The organism is Streptomyces sp. NPDC029836, assembly GCF_055574495.1.
The window spans coordinates 421,686-439,765 of the sequence record NZ_JBVHZI010000004.1; the positions used below are offsets into that span (position 1 = coordinate 421,686).

The 18,080-nt window shown below is 68.6% G+C and carries 19 protein-coding genes and 3 pseudogenes; 5 read left to right on the plus strand and 17 right to left on the minus strand.

The annotated features are described in order from the left end of the window. Both ACZ4XJ_RS15645 and ACZ4XJ_RS15650 read right to left on the minus strand, forming a co-directional pair. Nucleotides 1-1,125, minus strand: a 1,125-nt coding sequence (locus tag ACZ4XJ_RS15645; RefSeq protein ID WP_468496473.1) for an ice-binding family protein, incomplete at its 3' end; no start/stop codon positions are given. Nucleotides 1,126-1,681: 556 nt separating this feature from the next. Continuing rightward, the gene (locus ACZ4XJ_RS15650; protein ID WP_362875289.1) at nucleotides 1,682-2,020 is read right to left on the minus strand and encodes a MerR family transcriptional regulator; all 339 of its coding nucleotides are present in this window, start codon (nucleotides 2,018-2,020) and stop codon (nucleotides 1,682-1,684) included. Nucleotides 2,021-2,279: 259 nt separating this feature from the next. Here ACZ4XJ_RS15650 and ACZ4XJ_RS15655 point away from each other — a divergent pair, with 259 nt between their 5' ends. Then, nucleotides 2,280-2,480, plus strand: a complete 201-nt coding sequence (locus ACZ4XJ_RS15655; protein WP_468496474.1) for a hypothetical protein — start codon at nucleotides 2,280-2,282, stop codon at nucleotides 2,478-2,480. 466 nt (nucleotides 2,481-2,946) lie between these two features. Further along, on the plus strand, nucleotides 2,947-3,306 hold the full coding sequence (locus ACZ4XJ_RS15660) for a hypothetical protein (protein ID WP_362875290.1): 360 nt from the start codon (nucleotides 2,947-2,949) through the stop codon (nucleotides 3,304-3,306). A gap of 288 nt (nucleotides 3,307-3,594) precedes the next feature. Here the strand turns inward: ACZ4XJ_RS15660 and ACZ4XJ_RS15665 are convergent, their stop codons facing one another. The 3 genes and pseudogenes from ACZ4XJ_RS15665 to ACZ4XJ_RS15675 all read right to left on the minus strand — a co-directional run bounded on the left by ACZ4XJ_RS15665 (nucleotide 3,595) and on the right by ACZ4XJ_RS15675 (nucleotide 4,827). Beyond that, nucleotides 3,595-3,999: a CBS domain-containing protein gene (locus ACZ4XJ_RS15665; protein ID WP_468496475.1), complete on the minus strand. Its 405-nt coding sequence runs from the start codon at nucleotides 3,997-3,999 to the stop codon at nucleotides 3,595-3,597. Between the two features lie 46 nt (nucleotides 4,000-4,045). Then, nucleotides 4,046-4,231 (minus strand): annotated as a pseudogene (locus ACZ4XJ_RS15670) (DEAD/DEAH box helicase); the annotation flags it as partial. 392 nt (nucleotides 4,232-4,623) lie between these two features. Beyond that, complete coding sequence (locus tag ACZ4XJ_RS15675) at nucleotides 4,624-4,827, minus strand: cold-shock protein (protein WP_362875292.1); 204 nt, start codon at nucleotides 4,825-4,827, stop codon at nucleotides 4,624-4,626. A 460-nt stretch (nucleotides 4,828-5,287) separates the two neighbouring features. Between ACZ4XJ_RS15675 and ACZ4XJ_RS15680 the strand changes: the two are divergent. Then, nucleotides 5,288-5,495 (plus strand): annotated as a pseudogene (locus tag ACZ4XJ_RS15680) (tyrosine-type recombinase/integrase); the annotation flags it as partial. A 142-nt stretch (nucleotides 5,496-5,637) separates the two neighbouring features. On the opposite strand, the gene ACZ4XJ_RS15685 reads toward ACZ4XJ_RS15680, so the two are convergent. After that, complete coding sequence (locus ACZ4XJ_RS15685) at nucleotides 5,638-6,198, minus strand: hypothetical protein (protein ID WP_362875293.1); 561 nt, start codon at nucleotides 6,196-6,198, stop codon at nucleotides 5,638-5,640. 218 nt (nucleotides 6,199-6,416) lie between these two features. On the opposite strand from ACZ4XJ_RS15685, the gene trhA reads away from it, so the two are divergent. Continuing rightward, nucleotides 6,417-7,202 (plus strand): PAQR family membrane homeostasis protein TrhA, encoded by a 786-nt coding sequence (gene trhA / locus ACZ4XJ_RS15690; RefSeq protein WP_468496476.1) that lies wholly within the window; start codon nucleotides 6,417-6,419, stop codon nucleotides 7,200-7,202. A 69-nt stretch (nucleotides 7,203-7,271) separates the two neighbouring features. Here trhA and ACZ4XJ_RS15695 read toward each other — a convergent pair whose 3' ends face one another. Then, nucleotides 7,272-7,631: a PRC-barrel domain containing protein gene (locus ACZ4XJ_RS15695; RefSeq protein WP_362875295.1), complete on the minus strand. Its 360-nt coding sequence runs from the start codon at nucleotides 7,629-7,631 to the stop codon at nucleotides 7,272-7,274. Nucleotides 7,632-7,777: 146 nt separating this feature from the next. On the opposite strand from ACZ4XJ_RS15695, the gene ACZ4XJ_RS15700 reads away from it, so the two are divergent. Further along, complete coding sequence (locus ACZ4XJ_RS15700) at nucleotides 7,778-7,945, plus strand: hypothetical protein (protein ID WP_468496477.1); 168 nt, start codon at nucleotides 7,778-7,780, stop codon at nucleotides 7,943-7,945. Nucleotides 7,946-8,134: 189 nt separating this feature from the next. On the opposite strand, the gene ACZ4XJ_RS15705 is transcribed toward ACZ4XJ_RS15700, so the two are convergent. The 10 genes and pseudogenes from ACZ4XJ_RS15705 to ACZ4XJ_RS15750 form a co-directional block, all read right to left on the minus strand. Further along, complete coding sequence (locus ACZ4XJ_RS15705; RefSeq protein WP_362875297.1) at nucleotides 8,135-8,473, minus strand: helix-turn-helix domain-containing protein; 339 nt, start codon at nucleotides 8,471-8,473, stop codon at nucleotides 8,135-8,137. Nucleotides 8,474-10,485: 2,012 nt separating this feature from the next. Further along, nucleotides 10,486-10,689, minus strand: coding sequence for a cold-shock protein (locus ACZ4XJ_RS15710; RefSeq protein ID WP_008735947.1), 204 nt, complete (start codon nucleotides 10,687-10,689; stop codon nucleotides 10,486-10,488). Between the two features lie 248 nt (nucleotides 10,690-10,937). Then, nucleotides 10,938-11,273: a helix-turn-helix domain-containing protein gene (locus tag ACZ4XJ_RS15715; protein WP_362875299.1), complete on the minus strand. Its 336-nt coding sequence runs from the start codon at nucleotides 11,271-11,273 to the stop codon at nucleotides 10,938-10,940. A 585-nt stretch (nucleotides 11,274-11,858) separates the two neighbouring features. Next, entirely contained in the window at nucleotides 11,859-12,164 is a 306-nt protein-coding gene (locus ACZ4XJ_RS15720) for an STAS domain-containing protein (RefSeq protein ID WP_468496566.1), read from the minus strand. Continuing rightward, a pseudogene (locus ACZ4XJ_RS15725) lies at nucleotides 12,119-12,479 on the minus strand (alpha/beta fold hydrolase); the annotation flags it as partial. The gene ACZ4XJ_RS15720 and the pseudogene ACZ4XJ_RS15725, both read right to left, overlap by 46 nt. Nucleotides 12,480-12,697: 218 nt before the next feature. Beyond that, nucleotides 12,698-13,012 (minus strand): SCO5918 family protein, encoded by a 315-nt coding sequence (locus tag ACZ4XJ_RS15730; RefSeq protein ID WP_468496478.1) that lies wholly within the window; start codon nucleotides 13,010-13,012, stop codon nucleotides 12,698-12,700. Between the two features lie 50 nt (nucleotides 13,013-13,062). Then, nucleotides 13,063-13,479, minus strand: a complete 417-nt coding sequence (locus ACZ4XJ_RS15735; RefSeq protein WP_468496479.1) for a CBS domain-containing protein — start codon at nucleotides 13,477-13,479, stop codon at nucleotides 13,063-13,065. Between the two features lie 46 nt (nucleotides 13,480-13,525). Further along, nucleotides 13,526-15,067 (minus strand): DEAD/DEAH box helicase, encoded by a 1,542-nt coding sequence (locus tag ACZ4XJ_RS15740; protein WP_468496480.1) that lies wholly within the window; start codon nucleotides 15,065-15,067, stop codon nucleotides 13,526-13,528. A 318-nt stretch (nucleotides 15,068-15,385) separates the two neighbouring features. Beyond that, nucleotides 15,386-15,589 carry a cold-shock protein gene (locus ACZ4XJ_RS15745; protein ID WP_112446604.1) on the minus strand — a complete coding sequence of 68 codons (204 nt, stop codon included), beginning with the start codon at nucleotides 15,587-15,589 and terminating at the stop codon, nucleotides 15,386-15,388. A gap of 706 nt (nucleotides 15,590-16,295) precedes the next feature. Continuing rightward, nucleotides 16,296-18,029: a type IV secretory system conjugative DNA transfer family protein gene (locus ACZ4XJ_RS15750; protein ID WP_468496481.1), complete on the minus strand. Its 1,734-nt coding sequence runs from the start codon at nucleotides 18,027-18,029 to the stop codon at nucleotides 16,296-16,298. Nucleotides 18,030-18,080 lie beyond the last annotated feature (51 nt).

Here is an 18,080-nt window from a genome sequence, read left to right on the forward strand (position 1 = left end):
GTCCGGCTTACCGGGCCTCCCCTCGTGCCCGTGGTCCGGGCCGCCGTGGCCCGGTCCGCCGGGCCCGCCGACGTTCCCGCCGGTGACGTTCCCGCCGGTCGTGTTCCCGGCCGTGTTGCCCGCGGTGTTCCCGGCCGTGTTGCCGGCGATGTTCCCCGAGGTGCCGCCGGACACGAGGTCGACGATCGGTCCGCCCAAGAGGCCGCCACCGATCAGACCCACGGTGGTGCCGGTCGTCGTGCCGGCGGTCGGCGTGCCGGTGGTCGTACCGGTGGTCGTACCGGTGGTGGTGGTGCCGGTGGTCGTGCCCGTGGTCGTTCCGGTGGTGGTGCCCGTGGTGGTGCCGGTGGTCGTACCGGTCGTCGTACCGCCGGTGGCGCACCCGCCGAGGAAGATCCTGTTGTTGTTGAGGGTCACTTCGCCGTTACGGGCCAGTGCCCGGCCCTCGATGTTCGCCCCCTGGTTCACGAAGATGGAGGTCAGGGCCAAGATGGTGCCTACGAAAGTGGATGTGGTGCCGAGGGTCGCCGAACTTCCGATCTGCCAGAACACGTTGCACGGCGAAGCGCCGTTCGTGAGGAGGATCCGGCTGCTGGACGCCGTGGTCAGGGCTTCCGGAATCTGGAACACCCAGACCGAGTTGGGGTTCCCCCCGGCGTTCAGGACCAGGTCGCCCGTGAGTCCGACTCCCGATGTGGCCCTGTGCACGCCGGGAAGCAGCTCCTGACCCCCGCCGATTCCCGCCGCGAGCGGGAAGTCCGGTGCCTGTCCGCCCAACTGGCCGGCCGCGTTGTTGTACGCCACGATCAGATCGCTCTTGGCCTGAAGGGCCGCAGCGTCCGCGGGATGCACCGCGCCGAGCACCAGTCCGGGCGGGAATCCGGTGATGGCCGGGTTCGGGTGCGTCCCGAGGTCGTGGTCGAGCACCGAGTTGCCGGTGTTCGTGACTCCCTGACCGGCCAGAACGGAGTAGCTGGCGGTGGTGCCCAGCAGTACGGGAGTCGCGATGGCCATGGCCTGCGTCGGCAATCCGGTGACCATTACAGCGGCAACCGTTACGGCGACGGCCGAGGACACCCAGCCGGACAGAGTGCGGCGCTGAGCCGCTTGGATTTTCAGCTTCATCAAGAGGCCATTTCCTGTGGGGGCGTGGCGTACCGGGCGCTTCCGTTCGCTCGGAGGCCCTGGTGTGTCGCTGCCGCATATTACGCAGGAAATTTCACGCACCAATGATGAGTGAGGTGCGGAGGGGGGATTAATACAAGCACATTCCCTGGGGGAAATCGGAATGAAAATAATCCGACTCACATGATCGATGATCCGACGTTCCACCCGAATGGTCAGGGCGCGAATCACTCACACGGGGGAGCACCGAACGCCTGCCCACAGGAAGCCGATCGCCGACGCGGAGTCGTACCGCCAGTCAGGCGATCTCGCGTACCCGCAGGGGCGGGCGTGGCGGTCGGCTCGTCCCCGATCGCCGGGCGCGGGGCTCCACCGTCCACATCCTGTGTGCGCAGGGACGTGAGGACCGGACCCCGGCCCCGGCCGGCCCGGGACCGACGGCCTGGACCTCGCGGAGCGAAGTGCCGTCGGCACGACGGAAGCCCGAGCGCCGCCGCGAACGCCCACGGGGCGCGGCCCGTCGAGGTCGACGGGCGCCCGCGCCTCAGGCCGGGGTCTAGGTCGGGGACGACGGGTCGGACGCTGCGGCGGCGCGGCGGTATTCGGCGTTGATGCGCTGCGCGTCTTCGAGCTGGTCCTCCAGGATGACGATCCGGCAGGCCGCCTCGATGGGGGTGCCCTGGTCGACGAGTTCCCGGGCACGCGCCGCGATGCGCAGCTGGTAGCGGGAGTAGCGGCGGTGGCCGCCCTCGGAGCGGAGCGGGGTGATCAGGCGGGCCTCTCCGATGGCGCGGAGGAAGCCCTGGGTGGTGCCGAGCATGTCTGCGGCCCGGCCCATGGTGTAGGCGGGGTAATCGTCGTCGTCGAGACGACCGAACGAGTCGTCTGCTGTCATTGAACCTCTCTCGGGGAACGCGTGGAGGGGCCCTGGTGCCGTATGGCACCAGGGCCCCGAAGGAACTACTACACCATCTGTCGGCCCTGATACTGCGCCGACCCTGTGTTTCCGCCTACCCGACCGAGATGCTGTCGGGAGCGCGGGGATCGCGGTTGCTCGACCGGAGACCACCTCACTATCGATGTCCTGCGGTACCCGGGCTCAAGGCTCCGCCCGGGCGATCCTGATGGCGCTCTGCTCCTCCGTTCTTCCCTCTGTGATCAACTACTTACTGCTGGTACTGCTCCACTGCGTACTGCTGGTGGCCCGACCCGGCGCCACTCTTCGGCAGCCAGCCCCGTCGCCCGTCCTGCATCTGCTCTGGCTTGGAACCCCACTGCCGAACTTCCCGGTGCGCGCGCCCGCAGTCGACGCCTTCACCGAGGTGCTGCTCACCTACTACTGCGCACCGCACTGACGAGTACTGCGACTGTGCGAACTGCGGTACTGCTCTCGGCGGCCCCTGATGACTGCGGGCCACCCGGTCCGGTCGTCAGCCCCGTCGCCGTCCTGCAACAACCCTGGCTTCGGAACTCCACCACCGCACCGTCATGCGCACTGCAACTGCGGGTACTTCTGCCCGGCAGTTCGTCTCTGCCGGGCCCTGCTGTCTCTCTGGGCTACGAGAAGAACCATAACCACGCCACCGCGCAATGTCTACTCCGGCCGTCATAGATTTTCGCGCCCTCCGGGGACAGCTAGACCTGCACGGTCGGCTCAGATGCGCGGAGCGGCCCGCACAGCCGGTCAGGGGATGCGGGCACAGGGCCCGGGCGACCGCTGCCACCCGTCGGCCCTTCGGCGGGTAGACGGTGAGTGCCCTTCTCGCTCGGTAGTGCTCCCGGTCGAGCGGTCGGGACGACCAGTGCATAAAATCGGCTCCCATGTCGAAGCCTGACGAGCTGCTCGTTGACGTCGCCGCCCTGGTGGAGTCCGGGCAGAGCAATCAGATGTCCCTGACCGTGGTCACCGGTGGCGCTGTCATCACCGGTCGGCTGGCACCCGAACCCGTGTGGAGGCAGCGGGTGTCGGAGGTCCTGACGGATTCCGCCCGCCTGGGCGAGTTCGCCGCCATCTTCACCGCCGCGGCACCCCACGAGGGGCCGCCCACTCATCTGCACTTCCATGTGGCCCGCATCCTTCAGGGCACGGTGGGGATCCCGGAGACGGGCGGGATGTATCGCGTCTCGATCGCCGATGTCAGCGCCTGGACCATGGGCGACTTCAGCTACTCCGACCACTGACCCGACAGCGCGCGGGAAACCCCGGGTACGCGGAAGGGCCCGACCGGCATGTGTCGGTCGAGCCCTCTTCAGCGTTCGGGTGCCGGCTTGCTTGCGCGGGTCCTGTCGGTCGGACGGTCACCCGGATGCCGAGCATCGCGGAAGCCTGCTGGAGCGGGCTGAGGACAGACCTGGGCACGGCTGCCCGGGGCCGCGGCAGGTGAACCCGAGCAGGGTCATGGCCCGGACCACTTTCGGCGCTGGGGTCACGGCGGTCCTGCCGAGTGGGTCGTGCCGTGGTGAGGCGGTTCAGCGGGCAAGCGCGAGGACGCCCAGAGCGCTGCCCTGCTCGTCGACGACCGGTAGGGCATCGAGCCGGCGGTAGCGCATCGCGTGCTCGGCTTCGGCCATCGCGGTCGTGGGCGAGGTGAACGGTCCGCGGTCGCCGAGGACGTCGCGGAGACGGACCCGGTCCGTGTACGCCGCGCCGTCGCGGACGCCGGCGAGCCTGGCCCGGGTGATCAGCCCGGTGCACAGGCCGTCCTCGTCGCAGACGACCAGATGACCCCCGCGGGCACTGGCCATGACGGCCATGGCCACCTCGACCGTCATGTCGTCACAGACCTGCGGACCGGCCGCCTCCATCGCGTCGTCCACCGTCCGGTGCACGGGGTTGGCGTTCGTCGAGCGGGGCTGCATCTGGACCAGCGTCACAACGTACCTCCTGCAGAGATGGGTCAGTTTCCTGATCACGTGCTTCTCAGGCCGCCGCATCTAAGGAGGACTGCCGCACGCTCACGCCCCGGACGGTCGAAGCGGGCCGGCGCCTTCCCCGGGAGGCCGCGCTGCGCTTGGCGCGTTCGACGACGGGTGCGGTGATGACCACGGGGATGCCGGAGGGGGTGCGGGCGCCGGTGATCCGGTTCAGGGCCCCGCTCCGAACCGGTGGCAGTGCCGAAAGCGGGGCCGCCGGTGCGCTGCGGGTGCGAGAGGAGCGGTCGTTCGTACGTGTGCGGTTCATTGAGAACCCTCCTTGATGCGGCACGTAACAAGGAATTCCCGCGGCGGATCGCAGCGCAGGGAATCACGAGAACGGACCGAATGAATGCGAAAGCGACTCCGGCCGACAGGGACTCCGTGCGGTCGCAGGCACTGAGATGGGGAGGCGTCAGGTGGACGCGGAATAGAAAAAAGTCGAGGGTGGAGATCCGAGGAGGATGTGACCCTGAATGCGGCGTCCCGCAGGTCCCGCAGGTGACATCACTGCGGGGAAAATATGTGCAGCTGGGGCCCGCACCCCGAGGGATGCGGGCCCCAGCTGCGAAAGGCGCGTCAGCGTCAGGCGGGAACGATGTTCTCGGCCGTTTGGCCCTTCTGGCTCTGCGCGATGTCGAAGGTGACCTTCTGGCCCTCCTGCAGCTCGCGGAAGCCCTGGGCGGCGATGTTCGAGAAGTGGGCGAAGACGTCGTCCCCGCTACCGTCCTGCTCGATGAATCCGAAACCCTTTGCCGCGTTGAACCACTTCACGGTGCCAGATGCCATGTCGAATCTCCTTGGGGGGCAGTACGCAGAATCCGCACTGTACGGATACCGTGTCGCCGCGATGATGTCCCGCCGGAAAGATCCGGAAATATGAAGCGCTTGATTGGGGCGCGGAGGCCGACGCTTGAAGTTTTTGGGTACCAAAACTGCAACCGAGATCGACAGTAGCACGCTGCGGGGGTTTGGGTGCGTTGAATATCGCCATCGTGTGCGGTGCGGAAAAACCCTCTCCGCAGGGTCCATAAAACTCTCTGACCGCGGCAACAGATATTGATTCCCTCCGAGCACAGCGTTTCGGGAGCAAGTGCGTCCGCCGGCTGCGACCCGCCGATCGCGTGGCGAGAGCCGAAAGGGCGGGACAACGAAGAAGCCAGGTCGCTGACCTGGCCTTCTTGGAAGAGCGGATGACGGAAATCGAACCCGCGCCATAAGCTTGGGAATCCATGGCGCGTAACTGCAAGGACTGCCGAAGGGCTTCCGCTTCTACGACCTGCGGCCCCACCGGCCGCACCCTCTCCACCCAGTCCGTCGCGACCCCCAAGGACACGATGGTCCGCGCCGGCCAGTCCTCGGAGAAGGCCGCGATGGCCTACCAGCACTTCGACGACGAACGTCAGCAGGAGGTCGCCGGGGGCATCGACGCCCGGGTGCGAGCGGCCCGCGACAAGGGAGTCGTGCGGCGGGCGGCGAGGGGCGAGGGGCGAGGGGCGCCTGACGGTCGCTGGATGAGGGGAGGGAGGCGTCAGGACTCCTCCCCTCACTGGTTCCGTGGGCCCCGTCGGGGCCGAACGGTACGGGTGATCTTGCGCATCAGACGCTCGTCCATGCGTCGAAGAAGGCCTCCCGCTTCGCCGGATCGGCTGATTTGTGGTCCGCGTGCAGGACGCGCCAGGCGGTGAGTTCGAGGTCGCGGAGCCACAGCTCTCCGATGACCTGCGTTTTGAGATCGGGGAGGTGGTCGGACTCGGCGAGGGCCTGGCCGATGACCTCTCCGGCTGCGATGCGCTGGGGCGGGGTCATCTCGTTGAAGGCCGAGAGGATCTGCCCGGCCAGACCGGTGCCTTCGCCGGCCAGCGAACTCAGCACGCAGGCCTTGATGTTGGCGGGCAGCAGGTAGAGGGAGCCCGAGGACCTCCACAGTTCCGACCAGAAGTTCTCTCCGGACGCGGTGGGGGCGGGGAGCGCGGCCAGCAGACCGAGGAGGTGAGCGGTGGCCACGTATCCGTCGGAGTGGGCCGATGCGACGACTGCGATGTTCCCGACGCGCTCTACGTCGATGCGGCCGGCTTCGAGACGTGGGTCCAGCCCCAGCCGCTGTTCCAGCTGATGGGACAGGGGGGCGGACGCGTGGGAGCGGAACTCGGGAAGCATCGGCGGTCCTTGGACGTCGGAGAGCGGAGAGGCTCGTGCGGAAGCCCAGATCGTTCCCCTGGCCCGCCGAATTACACGAGTTCCACGGCCCCAGTTGGCGGAAGACTGAGAGGGTCGGACGTGAAGCGGCTGAACCAGCTGCGGCCGGCGATGCCGCGCCGGCGTCCTGCGGCACACCTCACGTGATGCTGCTCCGGGTCAGCTCCTAGCATGAACTCATGGTTGCCAGTGATGCCCAACAGTCCGAGTCAGGACGGGAAGCCATGTCCCGGGACGACGCCGAAGCCGGCAGTGCTGTCTCCGTACCGACGGATGGAGGAAGTGAGGCCTCCCAGCCGGCTTCCGATCTGTTCGAGCGGGCGGCCGATCTGGTGGAACCGATCAAGCCGAAGCTACGGGGCTGGCTCCACGCCGGCATGGTCCCCGCGTCGCTGGCCGCAGGCATCGTCCTCATCTGCACGGCCGGAACACCGCAGGCCACCGTGGCCGCCGCCGTGTACGCCGTCACCGCCTGGCTGCTGTTCGGGACGAGCGCCGTCTACCACCTCGGCACCTGGGGGCCACTCGGCGAGGCCGTCCTGCGCCGCCTGGACCACGCCAACATCTTCCTGATCATCGCCGGCACCTGCACCCCGCTCGCCGTGCTCCTCCTCGCCCCTGACCAGCGGTCCGTGCTCCTGTGGATCGTGTGGACGGGCGCTCTGGCCGGCATCGCCTTCCGGGTCCTGTGGATCGGCGCTCCCCGCTGGCTGTACACGCCCTGCTACCTGGCCCTGGGCTGGGCGCCGGTGCGTTACCTGCCCGACTTCCTGCACAGCGGCGGCGCGGCCGTACTCACCTTGGTCGTGACCGGCGGGCTGCTCTACAGCGCGGGCGCGGTCGTGTACGCCCTGCGGCGCCCCGACCCCTCACCCCGCTGGTTCGGCTACCACGAGGTGTTCCACGCCCTGACCGTGGCGGCTTTCACCGCGCACTACATCGCCGTCTCCCTCGCCGCCCACTGAGCACGACGACGTGTCGATGCATGCCCGTCCATTCGTGTGGGGGCCGGTGAGTTGCCGACCGGCTTCGGGTCAGGGCGCGAGCGGGCGGCGGAGGGAGACGTAGTAGTCGCCGACCGCGGACAGGTAGGTGTGGTCACCTGTTTCGCTGTCCGTCGTGAACCGGGGCGCGGCCTTGATCTCTTCCTGCGTGGCCGAGACCCTCACCACCCGCGCCGCCGTATCGATGCGGGTGACGGCGCCGGCCGGGATCAGGACGCTCCTGCCGAACACCCACACGCCGGTGTCGACCACCAGGTGCTGCATGCCCGGCTGATCCTGCTGCCGGTCGACGTGCCCGATGACACCGTCAGCGGCTTCCACGGTGAATCCCACCAGTGACTGCCCGGACGTGTAACTGCTGTCCTGCGCGTACATCCACACTCTGCTCACAGTCCGTCTCCTCGTCCTCGGTGACCGGGCGTCGTGGCTCGGTGCACCACCGGTTCGCGCCTGCCCGACCACATGCCCCCCTGCTTGGCGCGCAACCGATTGCGCCGAGCATTCCGGGCGGGCGCGCTACGCCCGACGACGACGGGATGAGGCAGATCGCTGCGACCGCACACGCCCGGGCCCACATCGTCATCGCCAACCGGTCCTTCACCGACGTCCACCAGTGGGACCGCCGTACCCGTCCCCCGAACCTGGCGGCCGAGATTCAGCACCGGCTCCTCCCCGGTGCAGCGGCTGGATCTGCGGCCGGGTGACCGGCTCGTGATGCTCACCGACGGCATGCTCGAGCGCCGCGCCGGGGGTGTCGCCTGCTCTCCCTGATCGTGAGCACAGGCGATCACCACCCACGTGAGGCCTCCCGCGCCCCAGTAGCACTCCGTCCAGAGTCCAAGCTGCGGGCCGAGAAGATCGTGAGCCCGCCGATGCCGACGGGGACGATCACCTCAGGCTGAGGTCGGTGGAGCCGAAGAGTCGGCGGCTCGGCGGTACTCGGCGTTGATGCGCTGGGCTTCTTCGAGCTGGTCTTCCAGGATGATGATCCGGCAGGCGGAGTCGATCGGGGTGCCGTGGTCGACGAGTTCGCGGGCGCGGGCGGCGATGCGCAGCTGGTAGCGGGAGTAGCGGCGGTGACCACCGGCCGAGCGGAGCGGGGTGATGAGGCGGGCCTCGCCCAGGGCGCGGAGAAAACCTTGGGTGGTGCCGAGCATCGCGGCAGCCCGGCCCATGGTGTAGGCGGGGTAGTCGTCGTCGTCGAGACGGCCGAACGAGTCGTCTGCTGTCATTGCACCTGTTTCTGGAACGCGTGGAGGGGCCCTGGTGCCTATGGCACCAGGGCCCCGAAGGAACTACTACACCATCTGCCGGCCCTGATACTGCGCCGGCCTTCTGTGTCCGCTGACCCGACCGAAAGGCTGTCGGGGGTGCGGGGATCGCGGTTGCTTGACCGGAGACCACCTCACTGACGATGTCCTGCGGTACCCGGGCTTCAACCTGCCGGCCCGGGCGATCCTGATGGCGCCCAGCTCCTCCGTTCTTCCCTCGGTGATCAACTACTTACCAAGCGGGGGACTGCGTACTGCTGGTGATGCTTACTGCTGATACCGCGTACCGCTTGTACTGCTTGTACTGCTTGTACTGCTTCGCTTGTACTGCTCGCGGCCTGACCCGGCGCCGCTTCGGCAGCCAGCCCCGTCGCCTGTCCTGCGTCTGCTCTGGCTTGGAACCCCACTGCCGAACTTCCTGGTGGCCGCGCCTGCATTCGACGCCTCCACCAAGGTGCTGCTCACTGCCTTCACTGCTGGGTACTGCACCTACAGGTACTGCCACCGCGTCAACTGCGGTACTGCTCGTGGTGGCCCCTGATCACGGCGGGCCACCCGGTCCGGTCGTCAGTCCCGTCGCCGTCCTGCACCAGCCCTGGCTTCGAAACTCCACCACCGCACCGTCCTGCGCACTGCAACTACGGGTACTGCAAGGGTGAGACCTACTGCTGTACTGCGAACCGCTTTTACTGCTCGTGGCCTGCCCCAGCGCCACGTTTCGGCAGCCAGCCCCGTCGCCTGTCCTGCGTCTGCTCTGGCTTAGCACCCCACTGCCGAACTTCCCGATGCGCGCGCCCGCAGCCGACGCCTTCACCGAGGTACTGCTTCACTCACTTCACTGCTGGGTTCTGCTCGTGGTGGCCCCTGATCACTGCGGGCCACCCGGTCCGGTCGTCAGTCCCGTCGCCGACCTGCAACAACCCTGGCTTCGGAACTCCACCACCGCACCGTCCTGCGCACTGCAACTACGGGTACCGCGTGTACTACTGCCGGCAGTTCGTCTCTGCCAGGCCCTGCTGTCTCGCTGGGCTACGAGAGAAACCATAACCACGTCACCGATCAATGTCTACTCCAGCCGACATAGATTTGCTCCTGGTTGGTGAGGAGGTAATCGGGCTCGAACACGGCCGCTCCTGGAGACTGCTGAGCTGGACCTGGACACCGGGCGCGCCGCCGAGTTCGCCGCGCCACTGCGGCGAGCGTGTGCCGATCCCGGTCGCTCCAGGGAGCGGATGAGGGGGAGGGGCTGTTGTGGCCAACCGGAAACGGTGTCCAACGGGGTGGAAGAATCGTTTTGACGAACGTGACGGATGATCATTGGGTATATCTCGACCGCGGTGCTCAGGCCGGCAGCGGTAAGCGCAGAGCCGCTGCCCGTCTCCCGGAACAGCTGCGCCGGTGGCCTTCCCGTAGTCCGGCGCACGCCGGTGAGCAGGCCGGTGGAGAGGTCCCGGACGAGAGCACGCCCCTGTACGCCCGGCTGGCCGAGGAGTGGGCGGCCCGCGGCGCCACCGTCCCCTGCTGTCCCGACCCGCTGTGGCAGCGTCTGGTCTCTGCCGAGCACCTCTGGCGCGAGACGGAAAGCACGCTGCGGCAGCTGCACTTGGCGGGGGACGCCCATCCTGATGACGCCGCAGCCGCGTCGGTTCGAACGCAGGTACTCGCGTGATCCACGGCTCGCTGCCGGCGGTTTCGGCTGGCGCATGATCCAACGTCTGGCCCAAGACGTCACCATTGCCCGGGCTCGGGCCGGTACGGGCAAGGCGATCACCGCGACCCTCCCCCGGGACGGGCCGCCGCCGGTCCGGCTCCAGACGCGGATCAGGGCCGCGCGGCAAACGCTGCGCGGCCCTGATCCAGTACTCCTCGGATCCCGCCGACATGGCAGACGTCCGCTGCTCGCGCTCCTGCGAGCTGTACGGACAGCCGCGAGCGCCGATCGCGGCGGCCGCGCGGGCGGGGTGGGGGGAGGGTTAGGCCGGGTTGATGTTCTCGGCCTGGGGGCCCTTCTGGCCCTGGGTGACGTCGAACGTGACGACCTGACCCTCCTGGAGCTCGCGGAAGCCCGAGGAGTTGATCGCGGAGTAGTGGGCGAAGACGTCCGGGCCGCCGCCGTCCTGGGCGATGAAGCCGAAGCCCTTTTCAGCGTTGAACCACTTCACAGTTCCCGTAGCCATGTCTCATGCCTTCCAGTCGATGGACGCCTCCCGCTCCATGCGGAAGGCGGAGGTGATCGTCCTGGTTCCTGCGGCACTGCACAGCAAAACGCCCACACCAAGGCGTGGGCTGAGGGGACTTCCGAACCACGACAGCTGACGCAGACGCTACACGCCCCCAGCGGCCCGTCACCATAGGGAGCGAGGTGCGTCATACCTCCGACACAGGCGGGCGGGAGTGCCCGCCGCGACCGGCGGGCACGTCCACCTCAGGCCGCCGTGCGCGGGCGCCCTTCGGACGCGGGGGAGTGCTCGGCGTTGACGCGCTGAGCTTCCTCAAGTCGGATCTCCAGCATCACGATCCGACAGGCGGCCTCAATGGGAGTGCCGTGGTCGACGAGTTCCCGAGCGCGGGCGGCAATGCGCAGCTGGGAGCGGGAGTAGCGGCGGTGGCCGCCCTCGGAACGCAGCGGGGTGATCAGGCGGGCCTCTCCAATGGCGCGGAGGAAGGCCTGGGTGGTACCGAGCATCTCTGCGGCCCGGCCCATCGTGTAGGCGGGGTAGCCGTCGTCGTCGAGACGGCTGAACGAGTCGTCTGCTGTCATCGCACCTCACTGCGAAACAGATGGAGGAATGGGTCAGAACGTGGGGAGGGGCCCTGGTGCGTACGGCACCACGGCCCCGAAGGAACGGTTACACCATCTGCCGGCCCTGAGACTAGGCCGGCCTTCTGTTTCCGCTGACCCGACCGAAAGGCCAGGCACTGCAACTGCGGGTACTGCTGCCCGGCAGTTCGTCTCTACCAGGCCCTGCTGTCTCTCTGGGCTGTCTCTCTGGGTTACGAGAGAAACCGTAACCACGCCCCCGCCCAATGTCTACTCCAGCCGAGATAGATTTTTGAGTGCGTGTCCCTGAGGTAATCGGATTCCGTCAGGTTGAACAGTCGTGGGTCGGGGAACGATGGCCGGGCAGGCAAGGCCGGACACCGACTACAGACCCCCGACCTGGTCGACGGCACCGGCGGTTTCGGCTGGCACATGGTCAACGACCTCGCCCGTGCCACCATCGTCACGTCCACGCCCGAAGGCGGGAAAATCGTACGGGTCCTCCTGCCCCGTCGGACCGGCGGATAGGCGCGAGCCCGTGGTCGGGTAGCCGATCCAGGGTCTCTCCGCGCGGAGTCCCGGCGGTCAGGAGCCGGTGCCGGGCAGGAGGCGGAAGACCTGGTCCAGGCCGATGACGCGCAGGACGCGCAGGGTGTGGGCGGGTACGGCGGCGAGTGCGATGTCGGCTTGGGCGGCCTGTACGTGGTTGCGGGCGGCGATCAGGGCGCTGATGCCGCTGGAGCCGCAGAATTCCATGCGGGTGAGGTCCAGGACGAGGAGTTGGCCCGGTTCGAGGGCGAGCGTGGCGAGGAGCTCACGTAGGTCGGGAGCGGTGGTGCAGTCGAGATGATCACCGGTGCCATCGCGGCCGACCAGCCCAGGTAGTTCGATTCCAGGGAGTCCAGCAGTTCGTCGATGTCCTCGGCGCTGAACCCGCCCCGGTAGCCGTCGTCGTCGATGTACCGCGGCGAGGGAGCGACCATCACCAGCGCCCCGATCCGCTCCGGAGCCATGCCGGCTGCCAGTACACCGACCATCGCGCTGACCGAGTGCCCCACGAACACCGCGTCGCGCAGGTGGAGCGCGTCGCAGCGGGTACGGTCAGCCGCCACATGTTCTGATCACAGCCGAACCCGTGCGCCAATACCACCGTCCGGCCCTGCGGATTGCCGGTCAGGTCACGTTGTTCCTGCGCTCGATGTCCATCTACTTCCGCTTCCCAGGAGCCACTCGCCTACCCTGCGACCCCTCGGATCACCTCACGCCCTGCCCACCGTCTTCACACGCATCCTCGGCCTGCTGGAGCCGCCCGGAGTGCAATCCACCCATCGCGCTTTCCCGTGGGTACGCGGAAGGGCCCGAGCGGCGCGTGCCGGTCGGGCCCTCTTCGCTGTTCGGGTGGCGGCGCGCGCCGGGCCCACTGGTCAGGCGGTCACGGGGGTGCCGAGCATCGCGGAGGCCCGCTGGAGGGGGTTGAGCACGCGCGTGGCCACGGCGGTTCGCGGAAGGCCTCCGCGACAGGTGAAGCCGAGCTGGGTCATGGCGCGCAGGACCTCGCCGGCACTGAAGTCACGGCGGTCCTGGCGGGTGAGGACCTGGCCGACCTGCTTGACGGGGTAGGTACGGCGACCGATGATCACGGACTCGCCGATGACCTGCTCCGGCTTGATGCCCTTCATGGACTCCAGGACACCGCTCTTGGTCAGGTCGAACGGGAAGCGGGCGATGACACAGCGCATGATGCCTCACAGGGAGAAGGGGAGAACGGTCCGACCACGGGGCGGTGATTTCAGCGTGCGAGGACGAGGACGCCCAGGGCGCCGCCCTGTTCGGCGACCACGGGCAGGGCGTCGAGCCGGCGGTAGCGCATCGCGTGCTCGGCCTCGGCCATCGTGGTCACGGGTGAGGCGAACGGACCGCGGTCGCCGAGAACATCGCGCAGCCGGAGCCGGTCGGTGTACGCGGCGCTGTCGCGGATGGCACGGAGCTGCTCCCGCGTGATCACGCCGGTGCAGAGGCCGTCCTCGTCGCAGATGAGCAGATGGTCCGCGCGCGAGCCGGCCATGACGGCCAGGGCCACCTCGACGGTCATGTCGTCACAAACCTGCGGACCGGCCGCTTCCATGGCGTCGTCCACCGTTCGGAGGACGAGGTCGGCATGAACATCGGCATGCGCCGGGCGGGGCTGCATCTGGACCAGCGACAAGATCTGCCTCCTGCAGAGATGGGTCAGTTTCCTGATCAAGTTGTTCTCAGGCCGCCGCATCGAAGGCGGACTGCCGCGCGCTCGCACGCCGTGCAGCCGAGGCGGGCCCGCGCCGGCCGCGGGAGGCCGTGCCGCGCTTGGGCCGCTCGGACACCGGTGCGGTGATGGTGACCGGAATGCCGGAGGGTGCCTGGGCGCCGGTGATGCGGGTCAGGGCCTCGTCGCCCGAGTGGACCTGGGCGGTCTGCGGGCTGATGCCGGCGGCCGTCATCAGGCGTGCCATCTCGCGGCGCTGGTTGGGCAGCACCAGGGTGACGACGCTGCCGGACTCGCCGGCGCGGGCGGTGCGGCCGCCGCGGTGCAGGTAGTCCTTGGGGTCGGTCGGCGGGTCCACGTTCACGACGAGGTCGAGGTTGTCGACGTGGATGCCGCGGGCCGCGACGTTCGTGGCCACGAGGACGCTGACGTGCCCGCTCTTGAACTGCGTGAGGGTACGGGTGCGCTGGGGCTGGGACTTTCCGCCGTGCAGGGCCGCGGCGCGGACTCCGCTGCTCAACAGGTGCTCGGTGAGCCTGTCCACGGCGTGCTTGGTGTCCAGGAACATGATCACGCGGCCCTCGCGGGCGGCGATCTCGGTCGTGGCGGCCTGCTTGTCGAAGTTCTGGACGTGCAGGACGTGGTGTTCCATCGTGGTGACCGCGCCCTGCGAGGGGTCGACGGAGTGCACGACGGGGTCGGTCAGGTAGCGGCGCACCAGCAGGTCGACGTTCCGGTCGAGGGTGGCGGAGAACAGCATCCGCTGGCCCTCGGGCCGCACCTGGTCCAGCAAAGCGGTGACCTGCGGCATGAAGCCCATGTCGGCCATCTGGTCGGCCTCGTCCAGGACGGTGATGGCGACCTGGTTCAGCCGGCAGTCGCCGCGGTCGATGAGGTCCTTGAGCCGGCCGGGCGTGGCGACGACCACTTCGGCCCCGGCGCGCAGCGCCTGTGCCTGCCGGTAGATGGGCATGCCGCCCACCACGGTGGCCAGGCGCAGCTTGACCGCCCGGGCGTAGGGGGCGAGCGCGGCCGTCACCTGCTGGGCGAGTTCGCGCGTCGGTACGAGGACCAGTGCGAGCGGCTGACCCGACTCGGCGCTCTGGCCGGCCGTACGGGCCAGCAGCGCGAGGCCGAAGGCCAGGGTCTTGCCGGAGCCGGTACGGCCACGGCCGAGGACGTCGCGGCCCACGAGGGTATTGGGGAGCGTGGCGGCCTGGATCGGGAACGGCGTGGCCATGCCCTCACGTCCGAGCGTGGCGAGCAGCGGGGCCGGCATGGCGAGGTCGGCGAAGGCCTCGACGGCGGGCAGCGCGGGGGTGATCGTCTTCGGCGGGGCGAACTCGCCCTGGATCGCGGCGGGCCGACGACCATAGCCGCCCGAGCGGCTCGGACCACCGGAGCGGGTCGGAGCTCCGGAACGGCTCTGGGGCGAAGAGCCGAAGCGGCTGCTGCCCCGGCTCGAACCGGAGCCGGCGCCGGAGCCGAAAGCGGGGCCGCCGGTGCGGCTGCGGGTGCGGGAGGAGCGCTCGTTCGTACGTGTGGGGTTCATGCGGAACCTTCCTTGATGCGGCACGTATCAAGGAATTCCCGCAGCGTAGGAGCGGCGCAGGGAATTGCGAGAACGGGCCGAATTTGATGCGAAAGCGGATCTGGCGGACAGGAATCTGTACGGCTCAGACGCTGAAAAAAGGTGGCGCCAGACGGGCGCGACAACCAAAAACAATCAACTCGGGTTCGGCTCCGAAAGGGCCGGTCGGCCGAGTGTCTCCATGATCGATACCGCGGGTGAACTCACCACGGGAAATGCGTGCAGCTGGGGCCCGCACCCCGAGGGATGCGGGCCCCAGCTGCAGAATGCGTGTCAGCGTCAGGCGGGAACGATGTTCTCGGCCGTCGGGCCCTTCTGGCCCTGCGCGATGTCGAAGGTGACCTTCTGGCCCTCGTTCAGCTCGCGGAAGCCCTGGGCGGCGATGTTCGAGTAGTGGGCGAACACGTCAGGGCCGCCACCGTCCTGCTCGATGAAGCCGAAACCCTTTTCCGCGTTGAACCACTTGACGGTACCAGCAGCCATGTCATATCTCCTTTGGGGCAATGCATCGGCGACTGCACTGTGCGGACGCCGTGTCGCCGCGATGATGCCCCGCCCGGCAAAAGAGCCGGGAAATACAAAGCGCTTCCAGTGGAATGAATTCCGGTCTGGAGGCACTTGAAGTTCTTGGGTACCAAAACTGCAACCGAGATCGACAGTAGCACGCTGCAGCGGCCCGTGCGTTGAATATTTGCGGCCGCCGCGTTGCGGTAGAAACCCTCCCCGCTGGATCCATTAAATCCTTAGGTTGCGGCGACAGATATTGATTCCCCCTGACCGCAGCGTTTTTTGGGTGCTGGCCGCCCGCTGCGGGAGGTGGCAGCGAAGTTGGCTGGTCGGGGGCGCCAGGGATCGGGGATGCGCCGCGCGCCCTCGCGAACCGTGTGGCGCGGCCAGGGTGGTTGATGTCGCGAGGAGACGTTTCTGGCCCGGGGATTCAGGCGAGTTGGGGCACGCGGAGGTGTGGCGAGAGTCGAAAAGGCGGGACAACGAAGAAGGCCCAGGTCGTTGACCACCGAAGACCTCCCGCTGACCGCTGCTTACCGCCGCTACTGGCACGTTGTGGCATGGGCCACCGAGTCAGCGTCGTGGAGGACGTCGAGGAAGAGGCAGGGCCACACGGAAAGCATCGAGCAAGCACGCGAGCGGACCTGTCGCCGAACCTGGTCGGGAGGGCATCGGGCGGTGCTCAGGCGGCGCCGGGGTCGTACATGGACAGGGAGGCCTTGACCTCGCGGGCGTATGGGCCTTCCCACCAGGGGATCGTCTCCACCAGGACGGGTTTGGTGCCCGAGGCCAGGACGAGGGCCCGGCCGGGGGGCATCGAGCCCAGGTCGGAGACCTGCAGGACGCGCTCGCGGCGGACCGACTCGTTCACCGTGCGGTTGCCGGACCAGCCGCCGAACTCGGACTCGCGCGTCGCGGAGTACTCGCGAAGCTCGTACTCGCCCGCGAGCTCCGAGAGGTCGCCGAGGAAGCGGGTGTCGGAGACACCGCCGCCGTAGACCCGGATGTTCGCGGCGGACCAGAGCTTCTCCATGCCGCGGTCCCCCCACACCTCGACGCCTTGGGCCCAGGACTGGAGGATGGTCATCAGGACGATGCCGCGCGAGCCGTAGTGCGAGTAGAGGTCGGGCAGCGCGCGCCAGCGGCAGACGTTCGCCGCCTCGTCCAGGACGCCGACCATCGGGAGCGACAGCCGGCCGCCGCGCTGGGTGGTGGCGTACTCCTCGGCCGCCTCGACGACGGCCACGGTCAGGGCCGTCACCAGCGGGCCCGCGGAGTCACTGCCCTCGCGGGAGAGCGAGTAGAGCGTCGAGCGGGTGCGGACGAACTCGCGGGGATCGAACTCGGGGCGGTCGTCGGTCGGGCCGAGCGGGGTCACCCACTTGTTGACCTCGGGGTTGATCAGGCAGGACGCCATCTGCTGGGCGACGCCGTAGATGCCGCTGCGCTGCTTGTCAGGAGCCGTGATCACGCCGTTTAGGGAGTCGGCGGGCATGACGTGCCCGGCGCCGCGCAGGATGCGCTCGGGGGTGTCGTCCTTCGGGTTGGACAGCCAGCTGTAGATCTGGGTGATGGAGGTCTTGGCGGTCGCCGCCGCGAGCAGCAGGTTGGCGAGGAGGTCCTGGCCGGCCGGATCGAAGAACGCGTCGGTGGAGGCGTCGGCGTCGCGCGAGCCCGAGGCGAAGTGGTCGGCCAGCTTGCGGGCCTTGGCCACGTCGGTGACGTAGGAGAGGGGGTTCCACCACCAGGTCGGCGGCTCCTGGGCCACCTGCTGCGGGTCGAAGACCCAGACCTGCCCGTGGGCCTCGCGAGGTCCGCGCGTGCCGTCGACGATGTCGCGCTTGTTGGAGGTGACGAGCACCGCCCCCGGGGCGGACAGGATCGCGGGGATGGCGCGCCGGGTCGTCTTGCCGGTACGCGGGCCCCAGATGTCGACGTGCATGTCCTCGAAGGAGCCGAACAGCGGCTGCCGGCCCTTCACCGACCGGCCGATGAAGACGCCGGGCACCTGGGCCTTTACACCGAGGCGCTCCGCAGTCGCGGCAGCCCCCTTCATGGTGAGCTTGCCGAGCTCCGCGCCGTCCGTCATGCGCTTGGCGGCCCGGTCCACGTCGGGCTTGTCGCGCAGCCGCCGGCGTATCCGGTACCCGGCGGTGACCAGGCCCGCGAGCAGCAGCACCTCGGCGGCGGCGATGGCGTTGGCCGCGCCGCCCGGCCAGGAGTAGTCGCCCTTGGCCAGGGCGATGGCGAAGGAGAAGGGGTTGCCCGGGGGCTCCGGCTGTTCGGTGAACGCCGCGCCGAGGCGGGCCGCGAGCCAGGCGGCGGACAGGAGGGCCAGGACGCTGACGACGAGGAGGACGATCTCGATCGTCCAGTCGTCTTCGGCGCGCGGCTTCTTCTGTGGTTCGGGGGCCATGGTCAGGGCGTTCCTTCCGCCGGGCCCGGGGTGGACGTCGGCATCTCGTTC